The 14,211-nt window shown below is 62.6% G+C and carries 16 protein-coding genes and 2 pseudogenes; 12 read left to right on the top strand and 6 right to left on the bottom strand.

What is annotated here, in order from left to right:
- Nucleotides 1-3: 3 nt before the first annotated feature.
- The 6 genes and pseudogenes from ACWV14_RS04010 to ACWV14_RS03985 form a co-directional block, all read right to left on the bottom strand.
- Nucleotides 4-738 carry an amino acid ABC transporter ATP-binding protein gene (locus ACWV14_RS04010; protein ID WP_454906562.1) on the bottom strand — a complete coding sequence of 245 codons (735 nt, stop codon included), beginning with the start codon at nt 736-738 and terminating at the stop codon, nt 4-6.
- 9 nt (nt 739-747) lie between these two features.
- Entirely contained in the window at nt 748-1,437 is a 690-nt protein-coding gene (locus tag ACWV14_RS04005; protein ID WP_454906564.1) for an amino acid ABC transporter permease, read from the bottom strand.
- A complete protein-coding gene (locus ACWV14_RS04000) occupies nt 1,437-2,174 on the bottom strand; it encodes an amino acid ABC transporter permease (RefSeq protein ID WP_455342648.1) in 738 nt (245 codons plus the stop codon). The genes ACWV14_RS04005 and ACWV14_RS04000 overlap by 1 nt, the downstream gene beginning before the upstream one ends.
- 57 nt (nt 2,175-2,231) lie before the next feature.
- Nucleotides 2,232-3,158, bottom strand: a complete 927-nt coding sequence (locus ACWV14_RS03995; protein ID WP_454906568.1) for a transporter substrate-binding domain-containing protein — start codon at nt 3,156-3,158, stop codon at nt 2,232-2,234.
- 22 nt (nt 3,159-3,180) lie between these two features.
- Nucleotides 3,181-4,280, bottom strand: a pseudogene (locus ACWV14_RS03990) (trans-sulfuration enzyme family protein).
- A gap of 99 nt (nt 4,281-4,379) precedes the next feature.
- Nucleotides 4,380-4,832 (bottom strand): hypothetical protein, encoded by a 453-nt coding sequence (locus tag ACWV14_RS03985; protein WP_454906572.1) that lies wholly within the window; start codon nt 4,830-4,832, stop codon nt 4,380-4,382.
- 96 nt (nt 4,833-4,928) lie between these two features.
- Between ACWV14_RS03985 and ACWV14_RS03980 the strand changes: the two genes are divergently transcribed.
- The 12 genes and pseudogenes from ACWV14_RS03980 to ACWV14_RS03925 all read left to right on the top strand — a co-directional run bounded on the left by ACWV14_RS03980 (nt 4,929) and on the right by ACWV14_RS03925 (nt 14,200).
- Complete coding sequence (locus tag ACWV14_RS03980; RefSeq protein ID WP_455342647.1) at nt 4,929-5,867, top strand: LysR substrate-binding domain-containing protein; 939 nt, start codon at nt 4,929-4,931, stop codon at nt 5,865-5,867.
- A gap of 448 nt (nt 5,868-6,315) precedes the next feature.
- Nucleotides 6,316-6,548: pseudogene (locus ACWV14_RS03975) on the top strand (IS630-like element ISCARN39 family transposase); the annotation flags it as partial.
- 288 nt (nt 6,549-6,836) lie between these two features.
- Nucleotides 6,837-7,283: a hypothetical protein gene (locus ACWV14_RS03970; protein WP_454906576.1), complete on the top strand. Its 447-nt coding sequence runs from the start codon at nt 6,837-6,839 to the stop codon at nt 7,281-7,283.
- Nucleotides 7,284-7,397: 114 nt separating this feature from the next.
- A complete protein-coding gene (locus ACWV14_RS03965; RefSeq protein WP_455342646.1) occupies nt 7,398-7,880 on the top strand; it encodes a hypothetical protein in 483 nt (160 codons plus the stop codon).
- 13 nt (nt 7,881-7,893) lie between these two features.
- Nucleotides 7,894-8,166 (top strand): DUF5676 family membrane protein, encoded by a 273-nt coding sequence (locus ACWV14_RS03960; RefSeq protein WP_455240255.1) that lies wholly within the window; start codon nt 7,894-7,896, stop codon nt 8,164-8,166.
- A 26-nt stretch (nt 8,167-8,192) separates the two neighbouring features.
- Complete coding sequence (locus ACWV14_RS03955; RefSeq protein ID WP_454906582.1) at nt 8,193-8,489, top strand: DUF2933 domain-containing protein; 297 nt, start codon at nt 8,193-8,195, stop codon at nt 8,487-8,489.
- A complete protein-coding gene (locus ACWV14_RS03950) occupies nt 8,486-9,148 on the top strand; it encodes a methyltransferase family protein (protein ID WP_455342645.1) in 663 nt (220 codons plus the stop codon). Before ACWV14_RS03955 ends, ACWV14_RS03950 begins: the two co-directional genes overlap by 4 nt.
- 25 nt (nt 9,149-9,173) lie before the next feature.
- Nucleotides 9,174-9,416 (top strand): heavy-metal-associated domain-containing protein, encoded by a 243-nt coding sequence (locus ACWV14_RS03945; RefSeq protein WP_455342644.1) that lies wholly within the window; start codon nt 9,174-9,176, stop codon nt 9,414-9,416.
- On the top strand, nt 9,413-10,282 hold the full coding sequence (gene ppk2, locus ACWV14_RS03940; protein ID WP_455342643.1) for a polyphosphate kinase 2: 870 nt from the start codon (nt 9,413-9,415) through the stop codon (nt 10,280-10,282). Before ACWV14_RS03945 ends, ppk2 begins: the two co-directional genes overlap by 4 nt.
- A gap of 23 nt (nt 10,283-10,305) precedes the next feature.
- Complete coding sequence (locus ACWV14_RS03935) at nt 10,306-12,792, top strand: heavy metal translocating P-type ATPase (protein WP_455342642.1); 2,487 nt, start codon at nt 10,306-10,308, stop codon at nt 12,790-12,792.
- Nucleotides 12,793-12,875: 83 nt separating this feature from the next.
- Nucleotides 12,876-13,571, top strand: a complete 696-nt coding sequence (locus ACWV14_RS03930) for a DUF6629 family protein (protein ID WP_455342641.1) — start codon at nt 12,876-12,878, stop codon at nt 13,569-13,571.
- Nucleotides 13,568-14,200 (top strand): LemA family protein, encoded by a 633-nt coding sequence (locus tag ACWV14_RS03925; protein ID WP_455342640.1) that lies wholly within the window; start codon nt 13,568-13,570, stop codon nt 14,198-14,200. Before ACWV14_RS03930 ends, ACWV14_RS03925 begins: the two co-directional genes overlap by 4 nt.
- The last annotated feature ends 11 nt before the right edge of the window (nt 14,201-14,211 follow it).

The following is a 14,211-nucleotide window of genomic DNA, read 5'->3' as shown; positions in this document are numbered from 1 at the left end:
CCCTCAGTGCGCGAGGATCTTGGAGAGGAAGTCTTGCGCGCGCGGTGCCCGGCTCTCGGGACGCCCGAAGAACTCTTCGCTCGAGCAGTCCTCGACGATGCGCCCTTGGTCCATGAAGATCACCCGATCGCTGACCTGCCGAGCAAACCCCATCTCGTGGGTCACCACCATCATCGTCATGCCTTCGCGTGCGAGCTTCACCATGACGTCGAGCACCTCGCCCACCATCTCCGGGTCGAGCGCCGAGGTCGGCTCGTCGAACAGCATGACGATCGGGTCCATCGACAGAGCCCGCGCGATCGCGACGCGCTGTTGCTGGCCACCAGAGAGCTGCCCCGGGAACTTGTCCTTGTGAGTCGACAAGCCCACACGATCGAGCATGCGCAGCCCGCGTTCGACCGCTTCTGCACGCGAGCGTTTGAGCACCTGAACTTGCGCCAGTACGAGGTTCTCCATCACGCTCAGATGTGGAAAGAGCTCGAAGTGCTGGAACACCATGCCGACCCGGGAGCGCAGCTTCGGTAGGTCGGTCTTGGGATCGGAGACTTGGATGCCATTGACCCTGATGCTGCCGCGTTGAATGGGCTCCAGTGCGTTGACCGTCTTGATGAGCGTGGACTTGCCGGAGCCGGAAGGGCCGCAGACCACGACCACCTCACCCTCGCGAACATGGGTGCTGCAATCCGTGAGCACCGCGAACTGGCCATACCACTTGGAGATGTCGTTGATTTCGATCATTGTGTTCATTCAGATCGCCGCTGCGGCCTTGCGCCGCTGCAGCCAGGTGACCCACCAGGCGCCTGCCGTGCACAGCACCAGGTAGACGACGGCGACCAGGATGTAGACCTCGACCACGCGTCCGTCACGTTGTCCCACCTTGCTGGCTGCCCCGAGGAAGTCGTTCAGGCTGATCACGTAGACCAGCGACGTGTCCTTGAGCAGGGCGATGGTCTGGTTGATGAGCGAGGGCGTCATGTTGCGAAACGCCTGCGGCAGGATCACATGCCGCATGGCCTGCCACGGCGACATCCCCAAGGACTGCGCCGCCTGCATCTGGCCTGCGCGCACGCTGCCGATGCCAGCGCGGATGATCTCGCAGTAGTAGGCGGACTCCGCGAGCACGAACGCCACGAGTGCGGCATAGATCGGACCGACGCTGAGGTTGGGATCACCGGTCACGCTGCGCAGCACCACCGGCATCAGGAAATAGATCCACAGGATCGTGAGGATCAGCGGGATCGAGCGGAACAGGTTCACATACCCCGCCACGAGGGCCGCCACCGGCCGTGGCGCGAAGATTCGAGTGATCGCCAGCAGGGTTCCAAGACCGATACCGGCCGCCATGGCGACCACTACAAGGAAGGCAGTCATCTGCAGGCCCTGCAGCAGGTAGGGCCAGGCGCGCTGGAGGGAGGCCCAGTCGAAGTCGTAGCCCATCACGCGGCTCCCAGCAATCCGGGCACCCGAACCCGGCGTTCGATGTGACGCATGAGAACAATCACGCCGTAGGTGATCGCCATGTAGATGAACGTCGCCGCAATGAAGGCCTCGAACGGATGGGCGCTGAACTCACTGAGTTGGCGCGTCTGCCCGGTCAACTCCATGAGCCCGATCGTGAGCGCGACGGCCGAGTTCTTGAAGACATTCAGGAAGTCCGAGGTCAGCGGCGGGATGACGATGCGAAGGGCCTGTGGCAGGACCACATGCCGATAGGCCGCCGCGGTCCCTAGGCCCAGTGCCATGGCCGCCTGCTTCTGGCTGCGCGGCACCGACTCGATGCCGGCGCGCACCTGCTCGGCCGCCTTCGCCGCCGTGTACAGGGTGAGACCGACCAGCACGGTCAGGAACTGGTTCGTCGTCGGGTTCATCTGCTTGAGCGCATTGCCCCACTCGAGGGGCAGCAGTTCCGGCACGACGAAATACCAGAGGAACAGCTGAACGAGCAGCGGTGTGTTGCGAAAGCAGTGGATGTACACCGTCGACAAGTACCGTGCAGCGCGGTTGGGCAACGTCCTGGCGACCCCGGCGATCAGACCAAGGCCCAGTGCCAGTGTCCAGGCCAGCAATGACAGCGCCACTGTCCACAGCAGGCCGCGCAGCAGCATCAAGCCGTACAGGCCCTCGCCTGTGACCGATGGTTTGAAGAAGATCAGCCAATCCCAGTTGTAGTGCATCGAGAAAACTACTTAGACGGTTCGTGAGACGGTCGTCGAACGTGCGATGTCGTCGCCTTACAGCGGCTGGTCGTTCGGATGACGCAGGAGCTCTTGCATGTCAGGCGACATCGGGAAGTTGACCGTCACGTTGCCCTTTACGGCAATGGGCTTCAGGAAGTACTTCTCGTACAGCGAGGCGAACTCGCCGGAGCGCATCATCCCGGTGATCACGCCGTCGACCAGCTTCTTGAAAGCCACGTCCCCCTTGCGCAGCATGCAGCCGTAGGCTTCCTTCTGCTGCGGCACGCCGACCACCTCCCAGTCCGCCGGAGTTCTGGCGCGAGCGATGTTGCTGAAGAGGATGATGTCGTCCTGCGTCGCGGCCACCGCGCGCCCCGTCTCCACGGTCAGGAAGTTCTCGTTGATGTCCTTGGCCAGGATGATGTTGATGCCCCACTTGTTCTTCTCGTTGAGCTGGCGCAGCATGCGCTCCGCGGTGGTACCTGCACTGACCACGACGTTCTTGCCGACCAGGTCGGACCAGTGCTTGATGCCGGAGTTCTTGCGCACCAGAAGCCGCGCGCCCACGACGAAGAACGTCGTCGAGAACGACACCTGGTTCTGTCGCTCCGCGTTGTTCGTCGTCGAACTGCACTCCAGGTCGACGGTCTGGTTGGCCACCAGCGGAATGCGCGTCTGCGGCGTGACTTCCAGGGTCTTGACCTCCAACTTCGCGAGCTTGAGGTCCTTCTTGATCTGGTCGACCACGCGTTGCGCAATCTCCCAGGCAAAGCCCGCCTGCTTGTTGTTGTCGTCCAGGTAGTTGAACGGGATGGAAGCGCCACGCGTGGCCACCGTGATCGTCCCGGTGTCCTTGATTTTCTTGAGCGTGCCATCCAGCGGCGGCGCGGTTTGCGCGGCGACACTGGCGCACAGCGCGAGGCCGACAACAGCGAGGAAGGGGCGGATCAGCGCAGTGTGAATGGTCGGCTTGAGGGTCATCGCGTGCTCCAGGTGTCGTGAATCAGAGGTTGAAACTCGTTTCGCAGGCGCTCAAGGCGCCCTGCAGTTCGTCAAGCAGCGCTTGGGGATCATCCAGGCCGATCGACAGGCGGATGACCGGGCCTTGAACGTCACAGAAGTTTCGTTTGGCCAGCTCTTCCGCTGGGTAGAAGGCCGCGATGCTGCGCACGCCGCCCCAGCTCGCGCCGATCGAGAACAGCTTCAGGTGCCCGAACAGTGCCCGGTAGGCGTCGTAGGGTCCATCGACAAGCTGCAGCGACATCACGCAGCCGGACTGCTTGAAGTCACGCGCCCAGAGCACATGGTCCGGCGCGCCGGGCAGCGCCGGAAAGAGCATCCGACGCACCAGACGATGCGTTGCGAGTCGCTCGGCGATCAATTGCGCGCTGGTGGCTTGGCGCTCCATGCGAACCTGCATCGTGTCCAGCCCGCGAGCGACCAGGAAGCAGTCCTCCGGGCTCACGGCCAGTCCCATCTGCGACTGCAGTCCGCGCAAGGACTTGTACAGGCCTTCGTCGTTGGTCGCGATGCTGCCCATCAACACGTCCGAATGACCCCCCATGTACTTGGTGCAGGCGTGAATGCACAGGTCGACGCCATGTGCCAAGGCCGCGAATCCCAGCGGACTGGCCCAGGTGTTGTCGATGGCCGTGAGTACGCCGCGCTCACGCGCCACGGCGGTGATGGCCGGCACGTCTTCCACTTCCATCGTCACCGTGCCGGGAGACTCCAGCCAGATGAGGCGCGTGTTGGGACGCACGAGCCGATGTCCGCGCCGATCCGCGGCGGATAGAACTCGACCTCGATGCCGAGCGCCTGCAGCCGGTCGACGGCGAAGGACTTGGCCAGGCCGTAGGCGGCGTCGGTCATCAGCAGGTGATCACCCTTCTTGAGCAACGCCAGGAGCGCACTGCAGATCGCTGCCTGCCCGGAGGGAAAGACGACGCAATGTGCGGCGCCATCCAGTTCGGCGATGCGTGTCTCCAAGGCGCGCTGCGTCGGCGTGCCCGTCGTGCCATAGCTGAAGCCATCCGGCAGGCGGGTGCGGCGATTCACGAAATCGTCGAGCGAATCGAAGACGACGGTGGAGGCACGCCACACCGGTGGGACCAGGCTGGCGAATGCGCCCCGAGGAGAGGCGTCGAGATTGGAAATGGGAGAGTTCACGATGGAAGACGGAGCTGTTCGTTGGACGTGCGATCAGTTGGCGGGTGCGGATTCGATGAGCTGCAGCGCTTGCTTCATCTGATCGACGGCCATGTTCTCGAGATCGGTGTAGACCTTCATCTCCACCGACAGGCGGGCGAAGGTTTCCTTGGCCGCGGCGATCTTGGCCGGGTCGCTGGTCTTGGGGTTGGCCAGTGCAGCTTCCAGGCGCTTGTACTCGCTGGTGAGAAAGGCCGGTTGTTCGCCGATGGCGCGCAGGCCTGCGTTGGTCATCGAGCGGATGCGCAACACCATCTTCACATCCGACTGCTCCATCTCGCCCTGCGCGCGCTCCAGCGCGAGCTTCGCTGCAAGCGCTTGCTGGCTGTCCGGCTTCTTGGTGGCGGCGATGGTCTGGAATTTGGCGATGTCGCCGGAAAAATCGTGCGCCCACGCAGGCGCGGCACATGCCAGGACGGTCACTGCAAGAACTGTTTGAAGTTTCATGTTGCTTCTCCGGAAGGTGGCTGAAGACGCCAACTTTAGAACGACGGGGATAATCTGAATCGCGCTCGAAATTCTTCGTCCATAAGTGGTTGTTATATGTTGCTCCGAGAGATCGAGGTGTTCCGTTCCGTGATGTCCGTGGGCTCCGCGAGCAAGGCGGCTGCGCTTCTGGGCGTTACGCAGCCCGCCATCAGCCAGTCGCTGCGCAGACTCGAGGAGGCGGCTGCATTCCCGCTGTTTCGTCGGCTGAGAGGCCGTCTGCAGCCGACGCCCGAAGCGCAAGCCTTGCTGGTCGAGGTCGAGCGTGTCTTCGTGGGTCTGAGCAGCATCGAGCACCGCATGCGCAGCCTCAAGCGCTTCGGCGTGAACACACTGCGCATGGCGGTCTACCCGGCGTTCGGCCTGACCTTCGTCCCTCGGGTTCTGTCGCGGCTGGTGGCCGAGCGCCGCGACGCCGACGCCCGGCCGCAGATTTCGTTGCAGGTACTCAGCTCGCGGGAGGTGCACGAGGCTGTGCTGGGGCGTCAGGTCGACTTCGGATTGATGGCCGACGAGATGCCGACGACAGGCCTGGAGCATTCCGAGTTCGCTCGCTTCCCGGGTGTGGTGGTAATGCATGCGAAGCACCGACTGACCAAGGCCAAGACCATCCAGCCGCATCAACTCGCGGAAGAGCCGTTCCTCGCGCTCAACCCCGAGGATGCGTCGCGGCGGCGCCTGGAGCGGGCATTGGCGGAGTGCAACGTCGGGTTGAGCGTGCTGGTCGAGACGCCCTACGCGGCGAGCGTGTGCGAAATGGCGCTGAGCGGAATGGGCATCGGTTTCGTCAATCCGGTCACCGCCATGGAGTACGCCCAGCGCGGCCTGGTCATCCGTCCGCTGTCCCTGGAGGTCTCCTTCGCGGGGGTGCTGGTGCTGCCTCCGGGACAGCCGCTGTCCGGCCTTGCCTCGCGAGTGCTTCAGCTCATGCGCATCCAGCTGGCCGAAGACCAGAAGGCCCTTGCAAACCTTCTCAAACCCCGCGCCAAAGGCTGATCACCAGCCTCAATGGCACTTCCAGCGCCCCCACAGCGCCGCGCCTTTCAAAAAATTCTGTGGCGCCATGACGCTCTCTGACATTGTTGTCGGCGCCAACTACAGCCATCCGACCGAGAAGTATGGAGGGGTCCGAATCGTCGATGCCATCTTCAAGCGGACCAAAGATGAAAGGGCGTTGACGGACCAGCACCGTTTCACGACGCGTGCGCTCGGGCCACGAAGGCGGCGTTTCGATGGCGCGGCTACCTTCGCGCGATGGTTGACGCGCGCGTCAACCAATGACACCTTACGAAACGGCGGCGCACGAGCGGCGCGCTACTCAGCATGCCCTCATTCAGGGGAAGTACGGCTCGGAGGTTCGAGCACTGATCTCCCGTCGAGATCGACAACTGCAGAAATAGAGTCAACTGAGACATCGCAGCAGTGACACGTAAGGCCATCGCATGCGCAGCTCAAGCAAAAGCTGCTCATCGCCTGGGACAGTGCTGCCCAGCACAGAAGCGGCATTCAGATGGCGTTGCTGCACGGCTATTCACCGTACCTCAACCCGCCGAATACCAGTGGGCCTGGCTCAAGAGACATGCGCTGGCGAACTTCTCCTCGGCCGAGCTCAGGGCCACTGCGCGCAACAAGCTGCGCTGCGGTCAATGCCGCCAGTCGATCATCACCTCTTGCTAGAAGCAAGGCAGAGTTGTGGTGATGTCATGTATTGCGTAAAGCTCAATAGGGTCGGAAGCATGGCAATGGGGCGATGAAACGCGAGAACACTTTGCGTACGCCAACGCACAGACGCATGCGTCACGGCAAGGCCAAGCTGCCACATGGCTTCCTTTACCGTTCAAGCATGTCGTGCGGGCATCGCGCATTGGGTGCGCGCATCGCCTTTCGTTCTGCGCTGCATTTGATGCAGATCAAGGTCTTCTGGTGGTGTCCGCATAGCATGAATTGCACGTAAATCGTACGAGTATGAAGCCCTTTTCAAATCATCGCACCAAGCGCAACACCATATTCATGGCGATGCTGGTGTGGGTGTTTGCTCTGGCTTCTGGAATGGTGAATGCCTGCCTACTTGAGGCGCCTGGCAAACACGCCCATACCGGTGCGAGCTACTCTTCGGGCGCTCATCACGCTCATTCCAATGAGGCACTGTCAGGTGATTCCATCGCCGTTGACCATGACGACGACGCGAACGCGTCGAAGGAATCGTGCTTGAAAGCTTGCGACGATGGTTTGAACGCACAGATCAAACTGCAGGCTGGCGTCGATCCGACCGATCCAGGTCTGGCGCCCTTCGTTGTGTTCGCGTGGAATGCAGTGACCCCCATCGCCTCGGCGCCAAGTCGCCTAGATGATCTGCAGATCCGCGTGGTGGGACCGCCTTTCAGACTGCGCTATTCGCGTCTGACGTTGTAGCCGTCGTCTGATGATGACTGACCCAGAGCTCCGTGCTCTGCGGTCCGGGTCGATGCCGTCGTTTCGGCTCCGCTCCAAGGTGGGCGGCCGATCACGACACCAGGTGATCCACCGATGCCTGGCGGCGACTGCCCGGCTTTCCAACTCGGCCATCCGCACAAGGAGTCCCCAATGAAATTCGCTCATTTGCTTTCGCTCGCTCTTGCTATTTCCGCCATGGGGGCGCCAGTCTGGGCCGCCGATGCGGACCCGCATCGGGACCATCACCCGGCAGGGACTGCTTCGGTGCCCGCCACCAAGGCAATGCCCGGCAAGGCCCGCATGGAATCCCAGATGAAGGCCATGCTCGAAATGCACGACAAGATGATGGCCGCGAAGACCCCCGCGGAGCGAGATGCACTGACACCCGAGCACATGAAGATCATGCAGGATGGCATGACCATGATGAACGGCATGTCCTCCGGCGGGATGGGTGGCATGGGCGGCACGAAGGGCGACATGGCCGCGCGCCATCAGACGACGGAAGCGCGCATGGAAATGATGCAGGCGACGATGCAGATGATGATGGATCGTCTGCCCGCGGCGTCGGCGAAGTAACGGGAGCGCCGACATGACACCGGTCGCCCGCCCTTTCAGCACCGGGATCGCCTTGGCTGGCACCGTCGGTGTGTTCTACGCCCTGTGCACCCTGGTGTGGGTGCTGGCGCCTGGCCCGTTCCTCGGCTTCATGAACAACCTGTTCCACGGCATGGACTTCAGCGGCGTGGTGCAGCCGCGGCCGTTCGCGTGGTCAGGGTTTCTCGTCGCGCTGCTGCTGATGAGCAGCTGGGCGCTGATCGCGGGGACGTTCTTCGCCTGGCTGCGCAATCGACTGGCGGTGTGACCCACACCCGCCTTCTGGAGCAACGAATGAATCACGAACTTTCCCACCACGACGCCGAACCTCCGCCGTTCTGGCGCTCTCGCTATGCCGTCGGCTTGGTCATCATGGGCGCCATCGCGACGTACTTCCTGCTGAGCGAACACCGCGCCCACTTTCTCGGCGCCTTGCCGCTCTTGCTTCTGCTGTCGTGTCCGCTGGTGCATGTCTTCATGCACCGCGGCCATGGGGGTAACGGCGGTGGTCACGCACACCACCACGGTGGCGAGCCCACCTCCAACCCGCCGGCAGAAGCACGGCTGCCACCCGCGGGAGACCGACCATGAATCACGATGCGCCGGCCTACGGACTATGGGCGCTGGTCGTCTTCAACTCGGCCATCTTCCTGATGTTCGCGTTCAGTTTCTTCAAGCCGCAGACCGCTCGGGACTGGCGAACTTTCGGGGCTTTCGCCGCCTTTATCGTCGCGCTCTTCGTCGAGATGTATGGCTTTCCGCTGAGCATCTACTTGATGTCCGGCTGGCTACAGACGAAGTATCCGAGTCTCGACCTGATGTCGCACAAGAGCGGCCACTTGTGGTCAACGCTGCTGGGTGAAAAAGGGGACCCACACTTCGGTCCGCTGCACATCGCGAGCTATGTGCTCCTGGCCTTCGGCTTCTACCTGCTGTCCAGCGCATGGAATGTCCTGTATCACGCACAGCGTCGCAATGCACTGGCCACCTCTGGCCCCTATGCACGCATCCGTCATCCGCAGTACGTGGCTTTCGTCCTCATTCTGCTGGGCTTTCTGCTCCAGTGGCCAACGCTGCTCACGCTGTTGATGTTCCCGATCCTGCTCGTCATGTACGGGCGGCTTGCGGTGACAGAAGAAGCGGAAATGCGAAAGCAGTTCGGCGCCGACTTCGATGTCTACGCGGCTCGCACGCCTCACTTCTTTCTTGGCTGGCAGAAATCGAACGTCGGCGCAGGCCTGAAGAGCTGAACCCTGTCACCTAAGGAGAACTCACATGCAAACCCTCAGCTTCGATGTCAGCGGCATGTCCTGTGGAGGCTGCACCGGCAGTATCCAACGTGCGCTCAGCAAAATCGACGGTATCAGTCGCGCCGAGGTCACTTTGAGTCCCGGCATCGCTACGGTGGTGGTCGATCCCACGCGCGTCACGCCCACCCAGATCGAATCGGCAATCAGCCGTCTGGGCTACCCCGCCAAGGCGCGGCCGGCAACGCACGGCGAGCAGGCCACTCAATGAGCAAGAGAAAGCACAAGCACCGCGACGAGGTGCGAGAAGCGGAAGCTACCGCCGTCGGCGGTGCCTCGGGTGGGCGAACGCCCAGGACAGGATCGGCGACGCTGTCGATCTCGCGCGAGGACTACGAAGCCCAGTTGCATCTGCTTCAGGTCGAGCTGGTCAAACTGCAGCGGCACTTCATCGGTTGCGGCGACAAGATTCTGGTGGTCGTCGAAGGGCGCGACGCCGCAGGGAAGGACGGCGGCATCAAGCGCGTCGTCGAGTACCTGAGTCCGCGCGAAACGCGGGTCGTCGCCCTGGGCAAGCCATCCGACCGCGAGCGCCGTGCCTGGTACTTTCAGCGCTATGTCGCCCAGTTTCCGATCGCCGAAGAATTCGTACTCTTCAATCGGAGTTGGTACAACCGCGCCGGCGTCGAGCATGTGATGGGCTTCTGTTCGAAGGACGAGCATGAGGAGTTTATGGCCTCGGTGCCGAAGTTCGAGGAGATGCTCGTCAACTCGGGCATCAAGCTGTTGAAGTATTACCTCGATGTCAGCAAAGACGAGCAATCGCGACGTCTGGCTGAGCGCAAACGCGATCCGCTCAAGCAGTGGAAGAGCAGCCCGATCGATGCGGTGGCCATCAAGCACTGGAAGGCGTATTCCGAAGCACGCGACACGATGCTGCTGCGAACGCACACCGCCGTTGCACCGTGGCACATCGTGCGGGCCGACGACAAGCGTCTCGCGCGCCTGAACCTGATGCGCGACATTCTGTCGCGGCTGCACTACGCCGGCAAGAAAGCCAAGCTCGTGCAGCCCGACCCGGACGTGGCGTTTGAGTTCACGCCGGACTGCATCGCCGCCCAGCGACTCGCCCGTTGAGCCTTGCGCTTTAAGGAACTCTCATGAAAACAATCACCATCGAAGTCGGCGAACTGGTCTCGACCCTGAGCGCGGCGGGTGTCGAACGGCAGCTCTCGACACTGCCGGGCGTGCATCACGCCGACGTGAACTATGTCGCCGGCAGCGCGACGGTGCAGTACGACGAGTCACTGGCGACCCTCGAAATCATCCAGCAGCGCGTGACCGACTGTGGTTATCACTGCAGGGGTGAACTCGTGCCCGCACACGTCTGCGACCCGGCGAGTCACAAGTCGTTTGCAGGTGTTCACGCCGGCCACCCCGACCATCGGGCGCACAGTACCGCAGGTGAGCACGTTGCAGGAAAAGATACAGAGATGAAAGGGGCGACCACACCGGCGAAGAACGCCCGCGCCGCCCCTGGAGATCACGGCTCGCACCAAGAGCACAGCGGTTCGTCTGCCAAGGACAAAGCCGACATGATGCATGACATGGGTCATGCTGCGGGCATGTCGACGGAGGACATGGCGCACGACATGCGCAACCGCTTCTTGGTGGCGCTGGTGTTCGCCATCCCCGTCTTCCTGTACTCGCCAATGGGTCGAATGTTCGGGGACTTCCCGACGCCCTTCGGATTGGAGCGCAAGCTCTTTCTGTTCATCGTGGCCACTGGCGCCATCGCCTATCCGGTGTGGCCGTTCCTGGTGGCCGCGTGGCGGGCGGCCCGCAACAAGATCGCCAACATGGCGACGCTGATCGTGCTCTCGGTCGGCACCGGCTACGTGTTCAGCGTGGGCGCCACCTTCTTCTATGACGGCGAAGTGTTCTACGAAGCGTCTGCCGTGCTGTTGGTGTTCATCCTGCTGGGCCACTGGCTGGAAATGCGGGCGCGTGCTGGCGCTTCGGACGCGATCCGCGCCTTGATGGACCTGGCGCCGCCGATGGCCACGGTCGTACGCGCCGGGGTCGAGACGAAGATTCCAACGTCGCAAGTCCGCCCCGGTGACACCGTCGTCATCAAGCCGGGCGACAAGATCCCGGTCGACGGCGAGGTCCTGGAGGGCAGCTCGCAGGTTGATGAGTCCATGTTAACCGGCGAGTCGATGCCGGTGAAGAAGGTCGTCGGCAACGCCGTCATCGGCGCCACCATCAACAAGAGCGGCAGCTTTCGCTATAAAGCCACCAAGGTCGGCGCCGACACGGCGCTGGCGCAGATCGTGAAGCTGGTCCAGGAGGCTCAGAACTCCAAGGCGCCGGGCCAGTTGCTCGCCGACCAAGCGGCGCAGTGGCTGGTGCTGGCCGCCATCGCCGTTGGCCTGCTCACGTTCGGCGTGTGGTTCTGGGTCATGGGCCAGCCCTTGCTGTTCGCGCTGACGCTGACCATCACCGTGTTCGTCATCGCCTGCCCCGACGCGCTCGGACTGGCCACGCCAATGGCCATCATGGTCGGCACTGGCCTGGGGGCGATGAACGGCATCTTGTTCAAGAACGCTGCAGCGCTGGAGAACGCTACGAAGCTGACCGTCATCGTCTTCGACAAGACCGGCACGCTCACGCTCGGACAGCCCGATGTGGTCGAGATCGTCACGGCACCGGATGTCACCGAAACCCAACTGCTGGCCGTTGCGGCCGGTGTCGAGAAGTTCTCTGAACATCCGCTGGCTCAGGCCGTGCTGAAGCGTGCGGGCGGCGCCCCGACCGAGGTCGCATCAAATTTCAGCAACGTCGATGGACAAGGTGCCCGTGCGACCGTCGGCGCCGAAACCATCCTGCTGGGCAACCGCAAGCTGATGCAGTCCGAACAGGTGAACCTCGATACCTTGGCAGCGCAGGCGACGCGACTTGAGGGCGGCGGCAGGACCGTCGTCCATGTGGCCCGCGCCGGCAAGCTGATCGGCCTGATCGCCATCGCGGACGCAGTGCGCTCCACGTCGAAAGCGACGATTGCCAAGCTGCAGGAACGCGGTGTCAAGGTGGCGATGTTGACCGGCGACAACCAGGCAACTGCCGATCGCATCGGCAGGGAATTGGGCATCGACATCGTACTGGCCGAAGTGCTCCCCGGCCAGAAGGCCGCCAGGATCAAGGAATTGCAGGACCAGGGCAACAAGGTCGGTATGGTTGGCGATGGCATCAACGATGCCCCGGCGCTGACGCAGGCCGATGTGGGATTCGCGATCGGCGCTGGCACTGACGTGGCCATGGAGAGTGCCCAGGTCGTGCTCATGAAAAGCGACCCTTACGACGTCGTCGGCGCGATCGAGCTGTCACGCGCCACGCTGCGCAAGATGCATCAGAACTTGTGGTGGGCGGTCGGCTACAACGTGATCGCGTTCCCCTTGGCCGCCGGCGTGTTCTATCCGTTCACGCTGTCGCCGGAAATCGCGGCGTTGTCGATGTCGGGCAGTTCGGCGGTTGTGGCTATCAACGCGCTGATGCTCAAACGTACCCGGCTCGATGGCATCAAGAGGGCGCGATCGACGGCTGCGCCGCCGGTCGATGCGAACGCTCCCACGGGCGTGGCCGCATGAGCAAGTCGACACATCCTGCGGGCAGCGCATTGCTCGCGGCCACGCGGCCATTCGTGACGCGCCATCGCGACGAGGTGAGCTGAATGTGCTACTCCGCCACGGCCAGTTTCTCGGCGGGTGTCTTGCTGCTCGGGGTCGGAGCGCTCACGCTTGCGTCGGCGCGCCGGTCTCGCGAATGGCCGTTTGCCGCAATCCCGCTGATGTTCGCGATCCAACAACTGATCGAGGGCGTGATCTGGCTGACCTTCAGCGCTGACGCGCCGGTGCTGAACACCGTCATGACGCATGCGTATTCGTTCTTCTCGCACGTGCTGTGGCCGGTCTACCTGCCGGTGGCCGTGTTGATGATCGAGCCGCCCGGTGGGCGCCAGCGCACACTGAGCGCGCTGGTGGTCGCGGGCGCCGCGGTGGGCGGCTACCTGCTCTACATCCTCGTGGCGTTCCCGGTGGTATCGCGACCGACCGGCCAGCACGTCGAGTACGACTCGCCGCACTTCTTTGCGGCTGCGGTGATGACGCTGTACCTGATCTCGACCACGGTGAGCCCGTTGCTGTCCACGCTTCGAAGGGTTCAGGTCTTCGGCGCTCTGGCGCTCCTGTCGTTCGGCGCGGCTTACTACTTCTATGCAACGTGGTTCATCTCGGTGTGGTGCTTCTTCGCAGCCCTGCTGAGCACCGTCATCTACCTCCACTTTGTATGGCGACCCACCGAACGCGGTGGCTCGCAACAGATGCGTGGAGTCCCCGGTCAATCTGACACTTTGGAGAAGACATCATGAGAAAACTATTGACAGCCCTGACCGTAACCGCAGCGTTGACCCTCACCGGCTGCGGCTACAACACATTTCAGACGACCGATGAGCAAGTCAAAGCGAGTTGGTCCGAGGTCGTCAACCAGTACCAGCGGCGCGCGGACCTGGTGCCCAACCTTGTTGCCACTGTCAAAGGTGAAGCGAAATTCGAGCAAGACACGTTGACAAAAGTGATCGAGGCACGCTCCAAAGCCACGTCCATCCAAGCCACACCGGAGTTGGTCAACGATCCCGCGGCGTTCCAAAAATTCCAGGCCGCCCAAGGCGAACTGACCGGTGCGCTGTCCAGGCTGATGGCCGTCTCGGAGAACTACCCCAACCTGCGTGCGAACCAAGGCTTTCGTGCCCTTTCTGCGCAACTGGAGGGCACCGAGAACCGCATCACGGTTGCCCGCAACCGCTACATAGCGTCAGTGCAGGCGTACAACGTGACGGTACGTTCCTTCCCGTCCAATCTCACAGCCAAGGTGATGGGCTACAAGGAAAAAGCCAACTTCGCGACCGAGAACGAAAAGGAAATCTCCAAGCCGCCGAGCGTTGGGTTCGATACGACACCGGCTAAGCCTGCCGGCACCGCGTCTGGGGTGTCCAAGTGACCACAGGCCGG

The organism is Variovorax durovernensis, assembly GCF_977011995.1.
Note: the sequence above shows the minus strand (reverse complement) of the source record. Positions and strands in the feature narration are given on the sequence as shown.